This is a genomic window from Winogradskya humida (genome assembly GCF_016862215.1).
Taxonomy (GTDB): Bacteria; Actinomycetota; Actinomycetes; order Mycobacteriales; family Micromonosporaceae; genus Actinoplanes; species Actinoplanes humidus.
Genome location: NZ_BOMN01000022.1, coordinates 79,548 through 101,208 on the forward strand (window position 1 = coordinate 79,548; position 21,661 = coordinate 101,208).

Sequence of the window (21,661 nt, forward strand, 5' to 3'; positions counted from 1 at the left end):
CTTCGGCGCGACGCGGCGCTCGGCCGGTCTGCGACGAGAAGGTGATCGATGGGAAAACACGCACGCAGGCGGTTCGGCGTGGTCGCCGCAGTCGCCGCCCTGGGGATCCTGGTCCCGGCCACGGCGGCGTTCGCGGCCCCGCCCGGCAATCTGCCGCAGAACGCCGGGGGCTATGAGCAGACGTTCTCGCCGGCCTACGACTACGACACCGACGGCTGCTACGCGACACCGGCGATCGGGTCCGACGGCACGCTGAACGCGGGCCTGAACACCACCGGTGCGATCAACGGGAACTGCCGGGACCAGTCCGACCTGGACAACTCCCAGACGTACGCCCGGTCGAAGTGCAACAACGGCTGGTGCGCGATCGTGTACGCCAGCTACTTCGAGAAGGACCAGACGCTCAACGGCTGCTGCGGGCACCGCCACGACTTCGAGCACGTGATCTCGTGGGTGAACCAGAGCACCAACCAGGTCGAGTACGTGACGAACACCGTCCACAGCGGCGTGCAGACGTTCACCCGCTCACAGATCCGCTTCGACGGCACCCACCCGAAGGTCGTCTATCACAAGGACGGCTGCTGCAACACGCACTTCTTCCGGCTCGCCGGCACCGGCGACGAGCCCCCGGAGAACCACTACCACGACTGGCGTTACCCGCCGATCGTCGACTGGAACGGCTGGCCCAGCACCACGCTGCGCGACAAACTGATGAACGCCGACTTCGGCTCGGCCACCATCAAGATCACGGACGGCCGCTTCGTCGACCTGCTCACGAACAGCAAGCCGAGCGCCATTCCGTTCAACCCCGCGGGCTAGTCCATGCCGGTCTTGCCGGGTGCCCAGAACGGTTTGGTGAGCACGTCGCGGCGGTTCCAGCCCCGGTCGCGGACCAGGTGGGAGCGGATCATCTGAACGGTGCCGGCCTCGCCGGCGAGGTAGGCGGTGCCCGGGCGGTCGGGCAGGTCGAGCGCGGCGACGGCCGCGACCAGCTCGCCCGACCGCTCCGCGGGCCGGCCCCGGCGGTGCAGCCAGACGGTGCCGCCGGGCAGCGGCAGCTGCTCGTGCTCGGTGTCCACTTCGACGACCGTGTGCACGGGGGCGTCGCCGGCCAGGCCGCGGATCATCGCACCGAACGCGACCGAGGCCGTCTCGTCCCCGGCGAACAGGTGGTACCCGCTGGGCCGGCAGACAAAATCGCCCTGCGGCTTCATCAGGTGCACGACGTCACCGGCCCTGGCCTCGCGGGCCCACCGCGCACCGGGGCCGTCGCCGTGGTCGAAGACGCGCAACTGCAGGCTCTCCCCGTCGTACTCCCAGATCGAGTACGTCCGCAGCATCCCGCCGAGGCGGTCGACGACCCGGTTGGGGGCGGGCACCTGGATCCGTACCTGTTGACCGGGCCTGACGCTCAGCCCCGCGAGAGCGGGACCGCCCAGGGTGACCGCCCGCATCCGGCCCCCGAGCCGGCCGGCCCGCGTGACGACGGCCTCGGTCAGGAACGTGTCGCTGAGCCTGCGCATGGCACTCCTCATCAATTACGTGGCACGATGTATCGAAACCCGGCCGTCAGGCTACACCTGTGGAGGAGGTGGGTGGGCTCGCCTTCAGGATTCCGTGGATCCGAGGTCGTGGACGAAGCGTCGGGCCAGCTCGTGTGTGTCGAGCTGCGCCGGGTCGCGCCCGCTCATGATCCAGAAGAAGGCCGGTCCGATGAGGCGGTCGATTGCCAGATCGCCGCCGGGCCGGGCCGGGTCGATGCGGTCGAGGACGGCACTCGCGCTGGCGCTGAGGATGTCCTTGGACGCGATCAACTGTTTCACCGCCGGATCGTGCTGCGCGGCGGCGAGCAGGGCGCGGTAGCCGGCTCCGGCCGCTGAGTAGGCGAGGAAGCCCACCAGTGCGTCGAGGTAGGACGTGATCTCGGCGAGCGGGGTGCGCGACGGCGCGACGGCGAGCTCCTCCTCGGCATCGTCCACGCATGCCTCGAAGATGATCTCCGCCTTCGTCGACCACCAGCGGTAGACCGTCTGCCGTCCGACGCCCGCCCGCTCGGCGATGCCCTTCATGGTCAGGGCCGCGTAGCCGACCTCGAGCAGCAGGTTGTCGACGGCGTGCAGGACGGCGTCGCGTGCCTGCTCGCTGCGGGGCCGGCCGCCGCGGCCCTTCGCCTCGATCATGCCGTCATGGTAGCGAGACAGTCTGACCAGTTATTGCTCCGCCGGATAGCTAGACACCGTGTATCGAAATCTTCTAGAGTTTCGAGACACAGTGAACCGAAACCAGCATCTTGCGAGGAGATCGTCCATGTCCGATTTCGAGCCCGCCGTAACAGCGTTCATCCTGCTCAAGACCAATCGCGCCTGGTTGGAGCTGTCGGTGCCGGAGCGCGTCGCCGCCTTCCAGGAAAGCGTTCTGCCCGCCATCAAGGACAAGGCCGAGGACGTACGGTGGCGCTACTACGACACCGAGTTCTACACGGCCCGCGTGACCGACATCTGGGTCTGGGAGGCGCGCGATCACGACGCTTTCCAGCTGGTCGTCGAAGCCTTGCGCGAGACGCCGTTCTGGGACCACTACTTCGAGATCGTCGAAATCCTCGTGGGCGTCGAAAACGGGTACGCCAAGAACTACGGCGCCGACGTTGCGGCGACCATCAACGCCTGAGCATCCTAAGCGGGCCGGTATTCCACTTCGGGGCGTCCCGGGCTGCCGTAACGCGGATTTCTGATCACCCGGCCGGCGTCGGCCAGGTGCTCGAGGTAGCGCCGCGCGGTGACCCGGGACGCGCCGATCCGGGCGGCGACCTCGGCGGCGGAGAGCCCGGCCGGAGCGGCGAGATCCCGCAGGACGCCGAGCACCAGATCGAGGGTGTGCTCGTCGAGACCTTTCGGGAGGCTGTCGTGCGGGGAGCCGCGCAGGGTCGCGAATGCCCGGTCGATCTCGTGCTGCGCGGCGACCTCGCCCGTGCCGGGGAGCTGGCTGCGGTAGCGCGCGTAGCGGTCGAGCTTGTCGCGGAACGCGGCGAACGTGAACGGCTTCAACAGGTAGTGGGTGACGCCGAGGGCGACCGCCTGCCGGACCGTCGCGACGTCCCGGGCCGAGGTCACCGCGAGCACGTCGGTGCCGCTGCCCGCCGCCCTTAACGCGCGGGCGACCTCCAGGCCGTGCTTGTCCGGCAGGTTCAGGTCCAGGAGCACGAGGTCGACCGGCCCGGCCCGGAGTGCGGCCATCGCGTCCCGTGCCGTGTGGGCCACCCCGACGACCTCAAAGCCAGGCACCTTCTCCGTGTACGCCCGGTGCGCCTCGGCGATCAGCGGTTCGTCATCGACCACCAGCACTCGGATCATGAGGCGCGCACCGGGAGGCGTACGGTCAGAATCGCGCCGTGGTCATCGGTGCCGGACGTGATCGCGTAGCTGCCGCCGTACCTTTCCGCGACCTGCCGGACCAGTGACAGACCGACGCCGCGTCCCGCACCCGGTTTGGTCGACCAGCCGCGCCGGAAGGCGGCAGCCGCCTGGTCGGGCGTGAGCCCGGGGCCCGTGTCACTCACCCGCACCAGCACCTCGTCCTGCTCCTGGCGCACCAGCACCCGCACCTTGCGCGGCGGGTCGGCCAGCGCGACCGCTTCGAGGGCGTTGTCGACGAGGTTCCCGACGACCGTGAGCAGGTCGCGGCTGGGCAGCATGTGCTCGCCCGCGAGCCGGGAGTCGTCGGAGACGGTCAGCTCCACGCCGCGCTCGCTGGCCTGCGCGGACTTGCCGAGCAGCAGCGCCGCGAGCGCCGGTTCGTCGAGGGCGCCGACGACCTGGTCGGTGAGCTGCTGTGCCAGGGCCAGCTCGGCGGTGGCCAGCTCGATCGCCTCGTCGGCGCGCCCGAGCTCCACCATGGTCAGGACGGTGTGCAGCCGGTTCGCCGCCTCGTGGGCCTGCGCCTGCAGGGCGGCCGTGAGCCCGCGTACCGAGTCGAGCTCGCCGGTCAGTTCCCGCAGCTCGGTGTGGTCGCGCAGGGTGAGGACCGTGCCCAGGGTCCGCCCCTCGAACCGGGTCTCGCTCTGGCTGGCCACCAGGACGCGGTCGCCGGCCAGGACCGGCTCGTCCACGGTGGGGCGGCGCGAGGCGATCAACTCCGCGGCCTCGGCGGGCAGGTCCAGCTCCGCGACGGGCCGGTCGACACGAGAATCGTCGGGTACGCCGAGAAGTCGTCTTCCCTCGTCATTGATGAGCGCCACGCGTCCGTCGCGATCGACGACCACGAGGCCCTCGCGGACGGAGTGCAGCACCGCGTCGTAGTACTCGTACATGCGGGTCATCTCCGCCGGACCGAGCCCGTGGGTCTGGCGGCGCAACCGGCGGCTCAGCAGCCAGGCGCCCGCCCCGGCGAGCAGCAGCGCGACCGCCGTGCTCCCGGCCACCGCCGGCACCTGGTGCAGCAGCCCCCGGTTGATCGCCTCGGTCGTGATGCCGACCGACACCAGCCCGATGATCGCGCCGTCCGGCTCGCGCACCGGCACCACCGTGCGCACGGAGTCGCCGAGGCTTCCCCTGTACTGCTGGATCACGGTGCCGCCGCGCAGCGCGGCGTCGACGTCCCCGGCGAACTTCTGCCCGATCAGCGACACGGTCGGGTGCGTGTAGCGGGTGCGGTCCGGGGCCATCACCACGATGAAGTCGGTGCCGGTCGCGAGCCGGGTCGATTCGGCGTACGGCTGCAGCTCGGCGGTGGGGTTCTCCGTGCGCAGCGCCTCGGCGACACCGGGGGAGAGGGCGATCGCCTCGGCCACCGCCGTCACCTCCCCGACCGCCGCGTTGTGCGCGTCGCTGCGGGCGAGCAGAAACGCGCCCGCCGTGCCGATCGCCACCAGCAGCGTCACCACCAGCACCTGCAGCGCGAACAACTGCCCGGCGATACTCCAGCGTGCCGACATCACTACCTTCGGTTTCCTTGTTTCCCCGGCGAGAGCACCGTGTTTCGGCCCGGTGCCGGGAGTCTCGCCTGCCCCCAGTCGCGAGTCAACCGCAGCCACCGGTCATGCATTGACCATCCTGAATTCAAGGTCCTAGGCTGCTGATCGATCACTGCCGATGGCGTGGACGGGAAACGAGGACACGATGCGAGTTCCGAAGCCCGTGACCGGCGCTCTGGCGGTCGCGCTGATCGCCGCCCTGAACCCGCTGCTCAGCGGGCCGCCCGCGAGTGCCACGTCCCGAGCCGGGTCGTGTGGCAGCGATCCGGCGGCCCATCTGGGCGGCGTACCCACTCCTGAGGCGTTTCTTGGCTTTCCGCTCGGCATCGGCCAGCAGCGCGTGGTCACGAACACGGAGATCAGCGGCTACTTGAGTGCGGTGGACAAGGCGTCCGACCGGGTGGTGAGCGGTGTCATGGGGACCAGCGTGCTGGGGCAGCCCCTGCCGTACGCCGTGGTGTCCAGCAGACAGCAGGCCGGCCGCCGCACCCTGGACGACATCGCTGAGGAGATCCGTGGCCTGCGCGATCCGCGGACGCTGAGTGCCGCCAGGGCACGCCGGATCGCCGCGGACCGTCCGGCCATCGTATGGATCGCCGGGAACGTGCACGGCGGCGAGACCAGCGGCGCCGACGCGGCCCTCAAGACCCTCTACGAGCTGGCCGCGGGCGCCTCCTGCGCGGCACGGGAGCGTACCGACAACCTGATCACGGTGATCCTGCCGACGCAGAACCCGGACGGGCGCGACGCCGCCCGGCGGCAGAACGAGTACGGCTTCGACCTCAACCGGGACTGGTTCGCGCGGACCCAGCCGGAGACCGACAGCAAGGTCGAGCTGATCCGCCGGTTTCCGCCGCAGGTGTTCATCGACGCCCACGAGATGGGCGGCCGGCAGTACTTCTTCCCGCCGAACGCCGACCCGATCCACCACGAGATCGCCGGCGAGCCGGTCGACTGGATCAACCGGATCGGGGCGGCGAACCAGGCCGCGTTCGGCTACAACGGCGCCTGCTCCGATAGCGTGACGAGCGAGTGCTACTTCAACTACGACACGTACGACCTGTTCTACATGGGATACGGCGACACGGTGCCGTCCACGGGGTTCGGGGCGGCCGGGATGACGTACGAGAAGGGCAGCGCCTCGGCCGTCGAGGACCGGGTGCAGCAGCAGTTCACCACGCAGTGGACGACCCTCGGCTGGGCCGCCGCCAACAAGCGTGAGGTGCTGACCAGCTACTACAAGATCTGGACGGACGCGCTCGCCGAGGGCCGGTCAGGCGCGCTGGAACCCAACGAGGTCGTCCAGCCCGAGAACGCCGTCCAGTTCCCGGTGCCGGACGTCACGATCAAGTCGTACTTCCTGATGCCCGGGCGCCAGCTCGCCGATGTGCGCCGGCTCGTCGAGCGGCTGCGGCGGATGGACGTCGAGGTCTATGAGGTCAAGAAGCCGCTCACCGTACGCCGTGCGCGCATCTTCGGCGGCCGGACGGGATCGAATGTCACCGTGCCCGCGGGGGCGTACTGGATCCCGATGGAGCAGCCGCAGAAGCACTGGATCCAGGCGACGCTGGGCGAGGACCCGTACGCTCCGTTCCCGTACTTCTATGACGTCTCGTCCTGGAGCAACCCGCTGCTGATGGGTGTCGACACGATCTACACCGGCGACGACGTGCACCCGCGCGCCGAGCAGGTTGAGCGGATCGAGGGCGGCAGGTCCTCGGCGGCACCCAGGAACGGCTCGTACTCGTTCCGCAGTGACTCCGCCTCCGCGGCCCAGTTGACCTTCCAACTGCTCGGTCAGGGCGTCTCCGCCGTACGCGACGGCGTCCTGGTCCGGCTTCCGGCGGCCCGCGTGACGCCGGCGGTCGACCGGCTCGCCAGGTCCCTCGGTGTCACCCTGACCCCCAGCCGCAGCCCCGCCCGGGGGACCGCGATCGTGCTGCCCGACGTCGGGCTGTTCCGGGGCACCGGCATCACCACCACGTCCGGTTCCTACGGCGAGGCCCGGTACGTGCTGGGCTCGCGGTGGGGCCTCGACCTCACCCCGGTGACGACGGCGGACATCAACGACAACACGGAGGCGTTCACCGGGCGTACGGTGCTGATGGTTCCCGACGGCAGCAGCGCGAGCGGCGGGCTCACCACGGCCGGGCAGGCCAACCTGCGGAACTGGATCGCTCAGGGCCACACCTACGTCGGGTTGCGCAACGAGGGTACGAGGGTTGCCCGAGCTGCCGGCCTGACGTCCACGACCGAGAAGGCGAAGCCCGCCGACTACCTGGTGATCGGCTCGCACCTGCGGGTGGACGTCGACGGGAGCAGCCCGGTCGCGCTGGGCCGGCCGGCCGAGGACTTCGAGTTCAACAACGGCGACGCGATCCTCACGCCGAGCACCACCGGCGTCAACGTCCTGACCTATCCGGGCGACGACACGTTCTGGTACAACGGCTACACCGTGCACGCCGACGCACTGAAGGGCACTGCGGTGGTGGTGGACGAGCCGACCGGCGCGGGGCGGGCGGTGCTGTTCGCGTTCGATCCGCTGTTCCGGGCGTACAACGAGAGCGGTCTGCAGTTGGTGGCCAACACGCTGCTCTATCCGGCGGCGGCAACCCGGGCACCGCTGGTCGCTCAGCCGGCACGGGCCGCGGCAGCCGCTCAGCCGGCCCCGGCCAACCTCGGCGGCGAATGGCGCCCGGGCCGCATCGAGGTGGCCACCGCCGATCTCGCCCGCACCCGGCTCGTGGTCGGCCGCTATACGAACACCGCAACCGTGGCGACGGCCGGCGACTCGGCGTACCTGACGATCCCCAACCCGGCCGGCCTGCCGTTCGACGAGCATTCGTTCATGCGGAACCTGATCGCCGACCTGCGCGCCGAGGGCATCCCGCTGCGCTCGGTGGTCGGCTGAACGTTGCACCCGTGCTTCGGTTGCGAGTCGGGCCGGTGAACAGAATGAACGCAATGGTGCCCTGAGGTGAGACGCAGACCACAGTCTGCGGCATGGCAATCGAGACCACCGCTCCGGCCAGGCGGGACCGCACGCACTTCCTCTATCTGGCGGTGATCGCTGCCGTCCTGCTCGGCATCGCCGTCGGATTCCTCTTCCCCGACTTCGCCAAAGAGCTCAAGCCGATCGGCACGGGCTTCGTCAACTTGATCAAAATGATGATCGCCCCGGTCATCTTCTGCACGATCGTCCTGGGCGTCGGCTCGATCCGCCAGGCCGCCCGGGTCGGCAAGGTCGGCGGGCTCGCGCTCGGCTACTTCCTGCTGATGTCCACGGTGGCGCTGGCGATCGGCCTGGTCGTCGGCAACATCATCCACCCCGGCTCGGGCCTGCACCTCACCCCCGACGCGGCGGCGGCCGGCCAGAAGGCCGTCGGCACCACGGGCGGCGAGGGCACGGCCGACTTCCTGCTCGGCATCATCCCCACCACCCTCGTGTCGTCCCTGACCGAGGGATCGGTCCTGCAGGCACTGTTGGTCGCGCTTCTCGTGGGCTTCGCCATCCAGGCCCTGGGTACGCGTGGAGAAGCCGTCCTTCACGCCGTCGGCACGTTCCAGCGTCTCGTCTTCAAGGTCCTGTCCATGATCATGTGGCTGGCCCCGATCGGCGCGTTCGGCGCGATCGCGGCGGTGGTCGGCGAGACGGGCATCGACGCCCTCAAGAGCCTCGCGCAGATCATGCTGGGCTTCTACCTCACCTGCGCGATCTTCGTCTTCGTCATCCTGGGCACGCTGCTCTGGCTGGTCGCCCGGATCAACCTGTTCGGGCTGCTGCGCTATCTCGGCCGCGAGTTCCTGCTGATCCTGTCGACCTCCTCCTCGGAATCGGCGCTGCCCCGCGTCATCGCCAAGATGGAACACTTCGGCGTCAGCAAACCGGTCGTCGGCATCACGATCCCGACCGGCTACTCCTTCAACCTGGACGGCACGGCCATCTACCTGACGATGGCCTCACTCTTCATCGCCCAGGCCATGGACAAGCCACTCTCCATCGGCGAGCAGATCTCCCTGCTCCTATTCATGATCATCGCCTCCAAGGGCGCCGCCGGCGTCACCGGAGCGGGCCTCGCCACCCTCGCCGGCGGCCTCCAGAGCCACCGCCCCGAACTCCTCGACGGCGTAGGCCTCATCGTCGGCATCGACCGCTTCATGTCCGAAGCCCGAGCCCTCACCAACTTCGCCGGCAACGCCGTCGCCACCGTCCTCATCGGCACCTGGACCGGCGAATTCGACCGCGACCGCGCCCACCGCGTCATGAGCGGCCAGGAACCCTTCGACGAATCCACCATGGTCGACGAGGACCACCCCGACCCCACCCCGGCCCCGGCCACTGCCGCCTCCACCTCCACATCCACCGACAAGCCCGTCTGAGACCACCACCCCGCCGCGCGTTCCCAACGCCCCCGCGCGGCGGGGTGGGCCCCTCAGCGGATCGACCGGCGATCCTCTGCGCGGTGCTCACCCTCACCGCAACCTGAGGGGCGTCTCCTCGTCCGTGATGCGCTGGGACATTCCAATACAGTGAGGTCATATGCGGCGTGCCGGTACGTTGTGACCCGCAGCCTCACCTGGGGTGACGGACCCGGCGGCGCCGGATAATCTTCCTGGAACCCGGGAGGAACCGATGGCCGAAACGACACGACTGCGGGCCGACGCTCAGCGCAACCGCGACCAGATCGTGGCCGTGGCGCGGGTCGTGTTCGCCGAGATCGGGCCGGGGGCGCCGATGGACGAGATCGCGCGGCGGGCCGGGGTCGGGGTCGGGACCCTTTACCGGCGGTTCCCTGACCGGGGGTCGTTGCTGCGGGCCGTGGCGCTGGAGAGTCTCTCGGCGATTCTGGCCGACGCGCACGCCGCCATCGGTGAGGAGCCGACCGCCTGGGACGCCCTGGCGCGGATCGTCCGCCGGGCCGTCGGCCTGCGGTTCAGCACGCACATGACCATGATGGACGAGCACACGCGGCGGGCCTTCAAGGAGGCGCCCGACTTCCGGCAGACCCGTGCCGCGGTGATCAGCGTGGTCGAGCAGCTGGTCGAGCGGGCCCAGGCCGAGGGTTCGATGCGGTCCGACGTCGGTGCCGGTGATGTCTTCGCGGTGGTGTCGTTCCTGCTCAAGCCGCCGCCGAGCCGGTCCGTGGAGCTCTCCGACCTGCTGATGCGGCGCTGCCTGGGACTGATCCTCGACGGCCTGCACTCCGGCGGGCGGAGCGTGCTTCCCGGCGAGCCGGTCAGCGTCGCCGATCTCCACCTGGATTCCTGAGAACCTTCATCGTCGAGTATGGACGAATGTCCGTATTGGGGGTTACTGTCGGCGGGGAAACGGAAGGTTTTATTCCGTTTGTAATCGATCTTCAGCGATGGAGGCCCTCGATGACCGCTCCCGCCCTGCAGACCACCCGCCAATGCCCGTACGCGCCCCCGGAGGAGCACACCCGCATCCGGGACACCGACTCCGGGATCTCCCAGGTCACCCTGCCCAGCGGCCAGATCGCCTGGGCCCTGAGCCGGCTCGAGCACATCCGGGCCATGCTCACGGACCCGCGGTTCAGCTCCGACCGCCGGGATCCGAACTTCCCCCGGTTCACCCGCGAACAGCCCTCCTTCGACATCATGCGCCGGTCGATCATCCAGATGGATCCGCCCGAGCACGGTCCCGCTCGCAAGGCAGTGGTCGGCGAGTTCACCGTGCGCCGCATGGCCGGCCTGCGCCCGCGCATCCAGGAGATCGTCGACGAGCACATCGACGCGATGCTGGCCGGGCCGCGCCCCGCCGACCTCGTCCAGGCGCTCTCCCTGCCGGTGCCGTCCCTGGTCATCTGCGAGCAGCTCGGCGTGCCGTACCACGACCATGATTTCTTTCAGGTCCGCAGTTCCGCCCTGCTGAGCCGTGCCACGACGGCCGAGGGCAGGAGGCAGTCGGTCACGGAGCTGCGCGACTACCTCAAGGACCTGATCGCCAAGAAGGCCGCCGAGCCGACCGACGACCTGCTGGGCCGTCAGCTCGCCCAGGGCAACGACCCCGAGGACGTCCTGTCGCTGGCCTTCCTGCTGCTGATCGCCGGGCACGAGACGACTGCCAACATGATCTCGCTCGGCGTCGTGACGCTGCTGGAGCGCCCGGAGGAACTGGCGGCACTGCGTGAGGATCCGGCGCGTACGCTGCCCGCGATCGAGGAACTGCTGAGGGTCTACACCATCGCGGAGTTCGCCAACTCCCGCGTCGCCGTCGAGGACGTGGAGATCGGCGGCGTGACCATCCGCGCCGGCGACCCCGTCCTGGCAATGAGCAACGCGGCGAACCACGACCCCTTGGCCTTCGACGATGCGGACGAGATCAAGCTCGACCGGGGCGCCCGCAACCACGTCGCCTTCGGCTTCGGCATCCACCAGTGCCTCGGGCAGAACCTGGCCCGGATGGAGCTGCAGATCGTCTTCGACACGCTCTTCCGCCGGATCCCGTCGCTGCGGCTGGCCACGCCCGCCGACAAGCTGGCGTACAAGGACGATGTCCTGATCTATGGCATCCACGAGGTGCCCGTGACGTGGGATGACCCGGCATGACCGCGATCGTGGCGGATGTCGGCCGCTGCGTCGGAGCGGGCCAGTGCGTCCTGACCGACCCCGACGCGTTCGACCAGAGCGAGGAGGACGGCACGGTCATCGTTCTCCAGGACAGCCCATCGGATAACGAGGCGCTGAAACGTGCCCAGGTCGCCGTCGACATCTGCCCGAGCCGCGCCCTGTCCCTGACGCAGTAGCCGTCCGCCCGGCCACTGTGGCTTTTGCCCGCTCTCATCGGCGGCCAGGATCAACGCGGCAGCAGAACGTCACGTCCGATCACCGCCAGACATGCGATACCCCGGCGCCGCAGGATTTGCGTCATGAGCAACGCACTTGAGGGCAAGGCAGCGCTGGTCACCGGTGGAAGCCGGGGTATCGGGGCGGCGGTGGCGGTGCGGCTGGCCCGGGACGGCGCCGACGTGATGCTGACGTACCGCGAGGACACCGCGAGCGCGGACGCGGTCGCGGAGCAGATCCGCGCCATGGGCCGCCGGGCCGTGGTGACGCAGGCCGACAGCGGTGATCCGGGGGCCGTGGTCGCCGCCGTGAACCGGGCCGCCGGCGAGTTCGGCCGGCTCGACATCGTGGTGAACAACGCGGGGGCGTTCCTGCTCGGCGCGCTGGAAGAACTGAGTCTGGAACAGTTCGAGCGGACCGTCGCGGTGAACGTCCGGGCGCCGTTCGTGGCGTCGCAGGCGGCGGTCCGCTATCTGCCCGCCGGTGGGCGGATCATCACCATCGGCAGCAACGTGGCCGAGCGAACGGTCTTCCCGGGCTTCAGTTTGTACGCGACGAGCAAGGCCGCCCTCGCCGGAATGACCAAGGCCCTCGGCCGTGAGCTCGGCCCCCGCGCCATCACCGTCAACCTGGTCAACCCCGGCCCCACCGACACGGACGCCAACCCCGCCCACGGCCCGGACGCCGCGGCCATCAGCGGTCTCACCGCCCTCGGCCACTACGCCGACCCGGCTGACATCGCGGCAACCGTGGCATTCCTCGCCGGCCCGGAAGCCCGCTACATCACCGGCGCCACCGTCAACGTCGACGGCGGCTTCACCATCTGATGCCCTCGCCCCGTCCCCGGCGGCCCGATCACCCAACCCACCCAGGGGGACGGCAGTCCGCCCCAATCAGCCGCCGCCCGCCCGGGAAAGCGCTCGCCCGGGAAAGCGGCCGCCGGCTCAAATCAGTGCAGACCCGCCCGGAAGCGCCGCGGTCCGCCGGCCCGGGGATAGCGGAGGCCGGGCGGGCCCCCACAGTCGTTACGGCAGGAAGTCGGAGAGGGTGGGCTGGTCGCCGTTGGTGTGGGCGGTCAGGAGGGCGGCGAAGCGGTCGGCGGGCATGATGGTCAGGCCGAGCTCTTCGGCCTTGGCCGCCTTGGTGCCGGCGCCGTCGCCGACCACGACGAGGGCGGTGCGTTTGGAGACCGAGCCGGAGGATTTGCCGCCGAGGTGTTCGACGGCCTCGTTGCCCTCGTTGCGCGTCAGGCCCGGGACCGAGCCGGTGACCACGACGGTCATCGGGGTGCCGTCCTCGTTCTGCAACGGCAGGCGGGGCCCGGCTGCCGCAGCGCGGGCTCCGTCCTCGGAAGCAGCGGCGGCTGCTGCGGCGGCGACTCGCTCTGCGTAGGGGGTGACGCCGGGCTCGGTCGTGGTGACACCACGGGCGATCAGCTTGTCGATCACCGGGCCGAGGTCGACGAGCTCGGCGTGGATCGTCGCGGCCCGTTCGGGGCCGACCGCTTCGACCTCCTGGAGCTGCTCGACGGTTGCGGCGCGCAGGGCCTGCATCGAGGCGAAGTGGCGGGCGAGGCGGCGGGACATGGAGCGGCCGGTCATCCGGACGCCGAGGCCGGTCAGGACGCGGGACAGGGGCTGGGTGCGGCTGGCGTCGATGGCCGTGACCAGTTTTGTCGCGGAGGTGCGGCCCAGGCGGTCGAGCTGCTCCAGGGTTTCGACGTCCAGGTCGTAGAGGTCCGCGGGGTCGGTGACGTGGCCGGCGGCGACCAGGCCACGGATCACCTTGTCGCCGAGGCCCTCGATGTCCATGGAGTCGCGGGCGGTGAAGTAGGCGAGGGACTCGACGGCGCCGCAGGCCCGGCCCTGCACGCAGCGCCAGCGTTTCTGCGACCGGTCGATGTCACCGCCGCAGCGGGGGCAGACCTCGGGCGGGGTGAACGGCTCGGCGCCGTCGGGCCGCTCGTCGAGCTTGGCGCCGGTGATCTCTGGGATGACCTCGCCGGCGCGGCGCACGAAGACGGTGTCGCCGACGCGGACGTCGCGACGCACGAGATCGTCGAAGTTGTGCAGGGTGGCCGAGGTGACCACGACGCCGCCCACCTGGACCGGCTCGAGGACCGCGACCGGGGTGATCACGCCGGTCCGCCCGACCTGGACCTCGATGCCCAGCAGCTTGCCGGTGCGGGTGTCGGCGGGGAACTTGTGCGCGATCGCCCAGCGCGGCGCCCGGCTGGACGAGCCCGCGGCGTCCCGGTCGGCCGGGTCGTCGGCCTTGATCACGGCGCCGTCGATGTCGAAGCCGAGCGTGCCCCGGGCGGCGCCGAGCGCGGCGATGGCGGCCAGCAGCTCGTCAACCGTCGAGCACAGGGGCATGCCGGTGGGCGAACCCGCGGTCGTTGCCACACCGAGCTCCGCGACGGCCGCCATCGCCGCCGAGTGGAAGAGACCCTCGCCACCCGGCAGGTCGTGCACGCCGTACGCGAGGAAAGACAGCGGCGCCACATACGCCCGGTCCTGCGCCCGCAACGTCCCCGCGGCGGCGTTGCGCGGGTTGGCGAACGGCTGCCCGCCGTGCGCGGTGCGCAGCTCGTTGGCCTCGGCGAAGTCGGCGTCGGTCATGAAGACCTCGCCGCGTACCTCGACGGTCACCGCCCGGGCCAGCTCCCCGGGCAGCCCGGCCACCGCCGCGGCCTGACCCGTCACGTCCTCCCCGGCCCGCCCGTCACCGCGCGTGGCGACCTGCACCAGCCGCCCGTCGACGTACCGGGCCGCGATCGCCATGCCGTCGATCTTCGGCTCGACCGTGTAACCCCGCGCGGGCCGGCCCAGCACCCGCTCGAGCCGCGCGGCCCAGGCGTGTAGCTCGTCGGCGTCGAACACGTTGGCCAGGCTCAGCATCGGCGTGCTGTGCTCGACGTCCCCGCCGGCCACCGCCCCGGCGGCGACCACCTCGGTAGGGGAGCCGGCGACGGTCCACCCGGGCTCGGCCACCTCGGTCGCGGCCACCCGCGCCAGCAGCGCGTCATAGGTCGCGTCATCCATCGCGAGATCCTCGCCCGCGTAGTACGACGCGGCCGCCGCCCGGATCTCAGCGATCGCGGCGTGATACTCCTCGGCGCCCGTGAACGGCGCGGCATGCGCGGCATCGACGACGGGAGAGACCGCCGGGGTGGTCGTGGACATGCGCACTCGTTTCCTCGATCTTGCGGGACCTGTCCTTCATACGCCACGGGTACGACAAAAGTGCTCAGCGCCGCCAGATCCGGGCCCACCGCGCGTCCGCGTCCGGGCCGGCGTGGCAGGTGCGGGGCCCGCCCGGCTGCACGCCGCACACGGCACACGCCCAGCCCGGCCGGCTGTTCACCGTCCCGCACGCCACGCAGCGCCCGTCCGAGCCCGCCCCCGCGCCGAGGATCCTTCGCACCACCGTCGCGAGCGATGCCGTGGGATGACGCTCGGGATCAGGGCAGTAAGCGATCGCGTACCCGTCCGGCGGATTCCAGGACCGGGGGACGCGCCGGCCGGAGGCTTTCTCCAGGCGTCGTTCCTGCTCGTACGCCAACCGCACGGCAAGCATCACGTCCCGCCCCTCGCTCAACTCGTCGACCGCGCGCTCCAGGGAGACGGGATCGTCCTCGAGGCGCCGCGGGATCCGGGCCGACACGACGAGGTGATGCCACGTGGCGCGGAATCCGTACGGTGCGAAATGCAACGCGCACTCCCGCAACGCGTGCAGCCTCCGAACGGGCGGCAGCTCGCGGTCGCGTACCCGTCGGGCCTGTGAGGGAAAGCTGGTCACTGCGCAACGGTGCCCCGGATCCTCCCCCGTCGCCAGCGGATTCCGCTCGACGCCGACGTCATGGCCAGGAGTGTGGTCCGCGTCCTGCCGGGACCGGCCCCACCCGTGGGACCATCCGATGGTTGCGGGCCATCGCCCGCTAGGGGGGGATGGGTGCTGTGAAGCTGCATGACGCGATCACCGGGCGGCTGCGAGAGTTCATCGACGCGCAGCCGATGTTCTTCGTCGCGACCGCGCCGGCCGGGGCGGAGGGGCACGTCAACGTCTCTCCCAAGGGGATGACCGGGACGTTCGTGGTGCTGGACGAGCACCGGGTGGCGTACCTCGATTATCACGGTAGTGGGGCCGAGACGATCGCGCACCTGCGGGAGAACGGCCGGATAACGATCATGTTCTGTGCCTTCCAGGGCGCGCCGAACATCGTCCGGCTGTACGGCACCGGCCGCGTGGAAGAGGCCACCGCCGAGAAGCTGGCCCTGTTCCCGGAGTCGCCGGACACGCATGCCGTGCGGGCGGTCATCGAGATCGACGTGCACCGGATCAGCGACTCGTGCGGCTATTCCGTGCCGCTCATGTCCTACGAGGGTGACCGGGACACGCTCCTGCGCTGGAGCGAGCGCAAGAGCGACGACGACCTCGCCGAATACCGCCGCAAGAAGAACAGCACCAGCATCGACGGCCTCCCGGCGATGCGATGAGGCTTCAGACCTGATACGAACAAGTTCTGTGCCTAGCGTTGCATCTTCTGCGGCTGCCCGTTGCGTCTATGGAGTGGGGAGTCTGTGACGGGGGTCAGGTGTGACGTTCGAGGAGTTCGTGGCCGGGTATGGCCGCTCTCTGGTGCGCTTGGCGTACGTGCTGAGCGGTGATCATCAGCTTGCCGAGGACCTGACCCAGACCGTGCTGGCCGACGCGTACCGGCATTGGCGCAAGGTGCGGGTGGCTCGCAGTCCTGAGGCGTACGTCCGCCGGATGCTGGTCAATGCTCATCTGAGCTGGCAGCGCCGGCGGTCGGCGACCGAGCGTCCCACCGATCTGCGTGCGGCCACCGGAGCAGCGGTGGACGATCCGGGCGAGGTGATCGCCGCCCGGGATCAGATGCGGGTCCTGCTGGCAGGGCTGGCTCCCCGGGCGCGGACGGTCCTTGTCCTGCGGTTCTATGCCGATCTTGACGATGCGGCGATCGCCGAGGCGATGGGTGTCAACGAGAGTTCGGTACGGGCGACCGCGTCCCGTGCCCTGGCGAGCCTGCGGGGGCCCGCCACCGTCGATGCACGGGAGGAAAGCCGATGACCGGTTCCACCGAGCAGCGTCTGCGTGACCTGTTCGCCGCCGATGCCGCCGCGGCCCCCGAGGGACGGGATCTGGTGGCGGGTGCTCGCGGCCGGGTGCGGCGCCGGCGCCGGATACAGGCGGCGTGGGCGACGGCCGCGGTGATCACCACGATGGTGGTGGTCGGCCTTGAGCGGCCGCCGCCGCCGGAAGCCCAGATCCCTACGGCAGCCCCCACCTCAGCAAGGCCCAGCGAAGCAAAGCCCAGCGAAGCAAAGCCAGGAGGCAGCGAATTGGCCTCATGCGTCAAGGGGTATTCGCCGGCGACTCTTGCGAAGCAGGATTTCGCCTTCGACGGCACGGTGGTCGGTGTCGGGCCGGGAATCACCAACCGGCGGGACGGCACCGGCATTCTGGCGACGGTGGGCGTCTCGTTTCACGTCAACGTCTGGTTCAAGGGTGGCACCCGGGACACCGTCGTCGTCGACATGATGCCCGCCCCGGCGGGAAGAGCCGACTGGACGGCGATCGGGACCAGGTTGCTGGTGAGCGGCATGCCACGGTGGGGTGGGGCGCCGCTTGACGATCCGATCGCGTGGGAGTGTGGTTTCACCCGGTATTACAGCCCCGGCATGGCCGCCGAGTGGGCTGAGGCGACGGGGAAGTCGAAGTAGGTGTCGGGGTAGGGCTCGCCGGCGAGGGTGTAGTGCCACCATTCGAGGTCGAAGTTGGTGAAGCCGGCGTTGGTCATGGCCTGCTTGAGCTTCAGGCGGTTGGCGAGCGGGGCGCCGGTGATGCGGGGGTCGAGGGTGTTGGCGAGGGTGTCGAAGCAGTCGTAGCCCGTACCCATGGTGATGGAGTTGTCGGGGAAGCGGGCGCCCACAGGGTTGGTGCAGGGCTGCAGCGGCTCGCCGGGGATGTAGGGGCGTTGCGGCTTGGGTGGGAGTTTGACCAGGGTGAGGTCGAGGGTGCTGCCGCGGCTGTGGCCGGAGCGTTCGGCGATGTAGCCCAGGTCGAACAGGACCGACTTGTCGAGCGTGGGGTAGAACTCCGCCTTCGTGAGGGTGTCGTCGAGATCCTCGGCCCAGGCGATGAAGTCGTTGACGGCGCGTTGCGGGCGGTAGCAGTCGTAGACCTTGAGCGTGTAGCCCTGACGGCGTACCTCTCGCTGTGCCTTGCTCAGAGCTGTTGCGGCCGCGCGGGTGAGGATGCAGAGGGGTTCCTGGTATCCGGCGACGGGGCGGCCGAGGAAGTTGTGGGCCGTGGCGTAACGGATGTCGTGCAGGATCGACGGATCGCGCTGCGAGACCACCACAAAACCGGGTGGGAGCGACGACGGGAGGGGAGCCGCGCTGGCCGTGCTCACCGGGGCGAGCACGGCCAGGGCCAGGAGAACGGCGGCGGCGACGCGTTGAAGCCTCATGCGGACAGTTATACCGGAGATCGTCCGCTGTGGATGGTGGCTACTTGCTGAAGCCCGCTGTCAGGCCGCTGAGGAGCTGGCGGCGGCCGATGGCGTACAGGATGAGGATGGGCAGGGTGGTGAGGACGACCGAGGCGGCCACGGCGGGGACATTGACGCCGTACTGACCCTGGAAGTCCCAGAGGGCGAGGGGCATCGTGCGCTGGTCGGCCGACTGGGTGAGGATCAGCGGCAGCAGGAAGCCGTTCCAGATGCCGAGGCCGTTGTAGATCGTGACGGTGACCAGGGCGGGGCGGGTCAGCGGGAACGCCAGGTGCCACAGCGTGCCCCATTCGGTCGCGCCGTCCATGCGCATGCTCTCGAACAGCTCCCGGGGCACGTCGCGGATGAAGTTCGACAGCACCAGGACCGACAGCGGGATGGAGAACGCGATCGAGGGCAGGATGATCGCGAGCAGGGTGTCGTACATCTGCAGCCGGATGATGATCAGGTAGACCGGGATGATCACCGCCTGCAGCGGGATCGCCAGACCCATCAGGAACAGCGAGTTGGTCAGCCTGAGGAAGCGGCTGCGGCGCCCGGCGCGGATGATCGCGTACGCCGCCATGAAGCTGATCAGCACCGCCGGCAGCACCGCGCCGATCGTGACGATCACGCTGTTGACGAAGTACCGGGCGAAGTCGGACTCGATGACCAGCCGGTAGTTGGACAGGGTCGCCTCGGACGGCGGCGCCAGCGGGTTCTGCACGTAGTAGTTGCTCTGTTGCTTGAAGCTGGTGATGACGATCCAGTAGACCGGCAGCATCACGACGAACAACCAGAGCCAGGACAGCGAGCCGCCGAGCCAGTTGAGGTTGCGCGAGCGGCGGCGCTGGGGCGCAGCGGTCTTGTGCTGCGTGGGAACGACCGTGGTCATGGTGGCCAACGTCAGGCTCCTTCGAGCTGGCTGTCGTCGCCGCTGCCCCCGCCGAGGCGGCGTAGCAGGAGGGCGAGGACGAGACCGGTCAGGACGAGGATTACCGCGATCACGCTGGCGGGTCCCATCAGGCTGGCCTGGAAGCCGCGCTGGTACATGTCGAGCGCCAGCACCGAGGTGGCGTCGGCGGGCCCGCCGGAGGTCAGGATGAAGATGAGGTCGAAGAAGGTCAGCGAGCCGACCACCATCAGCGTGGACGAGGTGATGATCGTGTATTTGAGCTGCGGCAGGGTGATGCTGAGGAACTGGCGGAACCGGCCGGCGCCGTCGATCTGCGCCGCCTCGTAGAGCGAGGCCGGGATCTGCCGCACGCCACCCTGGTAGATCAGCGAGTGGAACGGGATGAACTGCCACGAGACCACGAAGACGACGACACCGACCGCGAGCTTGCTGTCACCGAGCCAGTCCTGGGCCAGGATCGGCAGCCCGAGCCCGGCGCCGATCCCGAAGTTGGGGTCGAGCAGCGCCTTGAAGGTGATGGCGATGGCGGCGGAGCTGAGCAGCAGCGGGATGAAGTAGAGGACGGCGAGGAACTCCCGGTAGCGCTGGTGCCCGGCCAGGAACACCCCGATCAGCAGGCTGAGCGGGGTCTGGAAGACCCAGGACAACCCCATGATCAGGAAGGTGACGCCGATGGTGTGGAACAGGCCGGGGTCGGCCAGCACGGCGCGCCAGCTGGTCAGCCCGCTCGGGTGCACGGCGCCGAGGCCGTCCCACGTGGTGAAACTGAGGGCGAGCACGCCGAGCAGCGGCACCACGGCGAAGGCGAGGAACATCAGCAGGGCGGGGACGGCCATCCAGGTGACGCGGCCGCTGCGCCCCCCGGTGTCGGTGGAGGGCGCAACCACCCGCACAGGGGGCGCAGCGAGCGTGGTCATTTCCCGATGACCCCGTTCATGGTGGTGATGAACTGGTCGGGGCCGATGTTGAGCTGGAAGAACTTGGCGATGGTGTCCAGCAGCGTCTCGGCGGCGGTCGGGCTCAGCGCCTGGTCCCAGGACTGCGCGAAGACCTTCGCGTTGACCGAGGTGTCGTAGACGAACTTGAGGAACTCGGGGTCCTTCGACGCGGCGATCTGCGTCTCGGTGCCCTTGACGATCGGCACGGAGCCGGTGTCGAGGAACGACTTGATCTCGGTGTCGTCGAGCACGGCGGTCTGGAAGAACTTCTTGGCGATGTCCTTCTGCTCCGCGGTGGCCTTGGAGGAGATGGCGAGATACTGCCCGGGGTTGCCCACGGTGTCGCTGGGGTCGCCCTTGCCACCCTCGACCGGCGGGAAGTTCATGTAGCCGAGCTTGCCGCTCTTGACGAAGTCGCCGCCGTCGGAGGCCATGCTGCCGTAGGTCCAGGTGCCGTGCACCATCATCGCGGCCTTGCCGGTGTAGAGCAGCGCCTGGTCGGCGTTGGCGTCAGCGGCGATCGAGGAGAAGCCCTTGATGAAGCCGTCGGCCTTGATGAGCTCCTGCATCTTGGTGAGCGCGAGCTTGGCGGACGGGTTCGACCAGGCGTCCTTCTCACCCTCGAAGACGGCCTGGAAGACCTCGCTGCCGCCGATGCGGTCGAAGAGGAACTCCAGCCACATCATGTTGGTCCAGCGGGACTGCCCGGCCAGCGAGAACGGCGCGATCTTCTTGGCCTTGAAGACCTCGACGAGGTTCATGATGTCGGCCCACGACTGGGGCGGCTGCGCCCCGGCCTTCTCGAAGACCTCCTTGTTGTAGAACAGCACGATCGGCGCGACCGTCTCGGCGGGCATCGCGTAGATCTTCTTGTCGATGGTCGCGGCACCGAACGAGGTCGGGAACAGCTTGTCCTTGACCGCGGCGTTCTCGGTGAACCACGAGGTGAGGTCCTCGACCTGGCCGGCCTCGACCCAGCTCTTCAGGCCGCCGCCGCCCCAGCCCCAGATCAGGGTCGGTGCCTGGCCGGCGCCGAGGGCCGTCTTGATCTTCTGCTTGTACGCGTCGTTGGCGAAGGCGTTCGCAGCGATCTTGGTGTCGGGGTTGGCCTTGTTGAACCGCTCGACGGTCGCGGTGCGGATGCCCTCGTTGGGCTGACCGGTGAGGTACCAGTAGCTCGCCGCGCCCTTGCTGTCGCCGCCACCGCCACCGGTGCTCGGCCCGGAGCTGCCGCAGGCCGCCAGGGTGGCGGCCGCGCTGGTGCCTGCTACGAGGGTGAGGAAGTTGCGCCGGGAATATGCATTGCCTGCCACGTTGATCTCCATGCTCTCCAGCCGCGGTAGTGCGGCGAAACTGGCACCGGAAGTTTCGAAATGAGGCCGTAAGTTATCGAGAGATTTCGTTAACGTAGGGTTTCGCCGCGAGTGTGTCAAGGGTCTCAACGGCCTTCGTGCCGACACACGAAAAGCCGACTTCGGGACCGGTGGGACCGCTCCCACGAACGGACCGTAGTT

21 protein-coding genes are annotated in these 21,661 nt (G+C 69.5%); 11 read left to right on the plus strand and 10 right to left on the minus strand.

Annotated elements, in window-relative coordinates; all coding sequences use genetic code 11:
• The first annotated feature begins 48 nt into the window (after positions 1–48).
• On the plus strand, positions 49–819 hold the full coding sequence (locus Ahu01nite_RS08670) for an NPP1 family protein (RefSeq protein ID WP_203835915.1): 771 nt from the start codon (positions 49–51) through the stop codon (positions 817–819).
• On the opposite strand, the gene Ahu01nite_RS08675 is transcribed toward Ahu01nite_RS08670, so the two are convergent.
• Complete coding sequence (locus Ahu01nite_RS08675; protein WP_203835916.1) at positions 816–1,523, minus strand: siderophore-interacting protein; 708 nt, start codon at positions 1,521–1,523, stop codon at positions 816–818. The two genes, Ahu01nite_RS08670 and Ahu01nite_RS08675, sit on opposite strands and share 4 nt — an antisense overlap.
• Positions 1,524–1,607: 84 nt before the next feature.
• Entirely contained in the window at positions 1,608–2,180 is a 573-nt protein-coding gene (locus Ahu01nite_RS08680; protein WP_203835917.1) for a TetR/AcrR family transcriptional regulator, read from the minus strand.
• Positions 2,181–2,307: 127 nt separating this feature from the next.
• Between Ahu01nite_RS08680 and Ahu01nite_RS08685 the strand changes: the two genes are divergently transcribed.
• The gene (locus Ahu01nite_RS08685; RefSeq protein WP_203835918.1) at positions 2,308–2,667 is read left to right on the plus strand and encodes a darcynin family protein; all 360 of its coding nucleotides are present in this window, start codon (positions 2,308–2,310) and stop codon (positions 2,665–2,667) included.
• A gap of 5 nt (positions 2,668–2,672) precedes the next feature.
• Here Ahu01nite_RS08685 and Ahu01nite_RS08690 read toward each other — a convergent pair whose 3' ends face one another.
• A complete protein-coding gene (locus Ahu01nite_RS08690) occupies positions 2,673–3,350 on the minus strand; it encodes a response regulator (RefSeq protein WP_203835919.1) in 678 nt (225 codons plus the stop codon).
• Positions 3,347–4,930 (minus strand): sensor histidine kinase, encoded by a 1,584-nt coding sequence (locus Ahu01nite_RS08695; protein WP_203835920.1) that lies wholly within the window; start codon positions 4,928–4,930, stop codon positions 3,347–3,349. The genes Ahu01nite_RS08690 and Ahu01nite_RS08695 overlap by 4 nt, the downstream gene beginning before the upstream one ends.
• A 184-nt stretch (positions 4,931–5,114) precedes the next feature.
• Here Ahu01nite_RS08695 and Ahu01nite_RS08700 point away from each other — a divergent pair, with 184 nt between their 5' ends.
• From Ahu01nite_RS08700 to Ahu01nite_RS08725, 6 genes are all read left to right on the plus strand, one after another.
• Positions 5,115–7,880 (plus strand): M14 family zinc carboxypeptidase, encoded by a 2,766-nt coding sequence (locus Ahu01nite_RS08700; RefSeq protein WP_203835921.1) that lies wholly within the window; start codon positions 5,115–5,117, stop codon positions 7,878–7,880.
• Between the two features lie 92 nt (positions 7,881–7,972).
• Positions 7,973–9,349 (plus strand): cation:dicarboxylate symporter family transporter, encoded by a 1,377-nt coding sequence (locus Ahu01nite_RS08705; protein WP_203835922.1) that lies wholly within the window; start codon positions 7,973–7,975, stop codon positions 9,347–9,349.
• A gap of 253 nt (positions 9,350–9,602) precedes the next feature.
• Positions 9,603–10,238, plus strand: a complete 636-nt coding sequence (locus tag Ahu01nite_RS08710; RefSeq protein ID WP_203835923.1) for a TetR/AcrR family transcriptional regulator — start codon at positions 9,603–9,605, stop codon at positions 10,236–10,238.
• Positions 10,239–10,348: 110 nt separating this feature from the next.
• Positions 10,349–11,539: a cytochrome P450 gene (locus tag Ahu01nite_RS08715; RefSeq protein WP_203835924.1), complete on the plus strand. Its 1,191-nt coding sequence runs from the start codon at positions 10,349–10,351 to the stop codon at positions 11,537–11,539.
• Entirely contained in the window at positions 11,536–11,736 is a 201-nt protein-coding gene (locus Ahu01nite_RS08720) for a ferredoxin (RefSeq protein WP_203835925.1), read from the plus strand. The genes Ahu01nite_RS08715 and Ahu01nite_RS08720 overlap by 4 nt, the downstream gene beginning before the upstream one ends.
• 123 nt (positions 11,737–11,859) lie before the next feature.
• Positions 11,860–12,603 carry an SDR family NAD(P)-dependent oxidoreductase gene (locus Ahu01nite_RS08725; RefSeq protein WP_203835926.1) on the plus strand — a complete coding sequence of 248 codons (744 nt, stop codon included), beginning with the start codon at positions 11,860–11,862 and terminating at the stop codon, positions 12,601–12,603.
• 198 nt (positions 12,604–12,801) lie between these two features.
• Here Ahu01nite_RS08725 and ligA read toward each other — a convergent pair whose 3' ends face one another.
• Together ligA and Ahu01nite_RS08735 are read right to left on the minus strand one after the other, a co-directional pair.
• Positions 12,802–14,961: an NAD-dependent DNA ligase LigA gene (gene ligA, locus Ahu01nite_RS08730; protein ID WP_203835927.1), complete on the minus strand. Its 2,160-nt coding sequence runs from the start codon at positions 14,959–14,961 to the stop codon at positions 12,802–12,804.
• A 64-nt stretch (positions 14,962–15,025) separates the two neighbouring features.
• The gene (locus tag Ahu01nite_RS08735; protein WP_203835928.1) at positions 15,026–15,577 is read right to left on the minus strand and encodes a hypothetical protein; all 552 of its coding nucleotides are present in this window, start codon (positions 15,575–15,577) and stop codon (positions 15,026–15,028) included.
• A gap of 149 nt (positions 15,578–15,726) precedes the next feature.
• Between Ahu01nite_RS08735 and Ahu01nite_RS08740 the strand changes: the two genes are divergently transcribed.
• The 3 genes from Ahu01nite_RS08740 to Ahu01nite_RS08750 all read left to right on the plus strand — a co-directional run bounded on the left by Ahu01nite_RS08740 (position 15,727) and on the right by Ahu01nite_RS08750 (position 17,523).
• Positions 15,727–16,275 carry a pyridoxamine 5'-phosphate oxidase family protein gene (locus Ahu01nite_RS08740; protein WP_203835929.1) on the plus strand — a complete coding sequence of 183 codons (549 nt, stop codon included), beginning with the start codon at positions 15,727–15,729 and terminating at the stop codon, positions 16,273–16,275.
• Positions 16,276–16,375: 100 nt separating this feature from the next.
• Positions 16,376–16,870, plus strand: a complete 495-nt coding sequence (locus tag Ahu01nite_RS08745; protein WP_203835930.1) for a SigE family RNA polymerase sigma factor — start codon at positions 16,376–16,378, stop codon at positions 16,868–16,870.
• Positions 16,867–17,523, plus strand: a complete 657-nt coding sequence (locus Ahu01nite_RS08750) for a hypothetical protein (RefSeq protein WP_203835931.1) — start codon at positions 16,867–16,869, stop codon at positions 17,521–17,523. Before Ahu01nite_RS08745 ends, Ahu01nite_RS08750 begins: the two co-directional genes overlap by 4 nt.
• On the opposite strand, the gene Ahu01nite_RS08755 is transcribed toward Ahu01nite_RS08750, so the two are convergent.
• The 4 genes from Ahu01nite_RS08755 to Ahu01nite_RS08770 are packed head-to-tail and all read right to left on the minus strand — an operon-like array spanning position 17,469 to position 21,460.
• Complete coding sequence (locus Ahu01nite_RS08755; RefSeq protein WP_203835932.1) at positions 17,469–18,272, minus strand: M15 family metallopeptidase; 804 nt, start codon at positions 18,270–18,272, stop codon at positions 17,469–17,471. The two genes, Ahu01nite_RS08750 and Ahu01nite_RS08755, sit on opposite strands and share 55 nt — an antisense overlap.
• 40 nt (positions 18,273–18,312) lie before the next feature.
• Positions 18,313–19,188, minus strand: a complete 876-nt coding sequence (locus tag Ahu01nite_RS08760) for a carbohydrate ABC transporter permease (RefSeq protein ID WP_203835933.1) — start codon at positions 19,186–19,188, stop codon at positions 18,313–18,315.
• Positions 19,189–19,199: 11 nt separating this feature from the next.
• Positions 19,200–20,126 carry a carbohydrate ABC transporter permease gene (locus Ahu01nite_RS08765; RefSeq protein WP_203835934.1) on the minus strand — a complete coding sequence of 309 codons (927 nt, stop codon included), beginning with the start codon at positions 20,124–20,126 and terminating at the stop codon, positions 19,200–19,202.
• Entirely contained in the window at positions 20,123–21,460 is a 1,338-nt protein-coding gene (locus Ahu01nite_RS08770; protein ID WP_203835935.1) for an extracellular solute-binding protein, read from the minus strand. Before Ahu01nite_RS08770 ends, Ahu01nite_RS08765 begins: the two co-directional genes overlap by 4 nt.
• Positions 21,461–21,661: the final 201 nt, after the last annotated feature.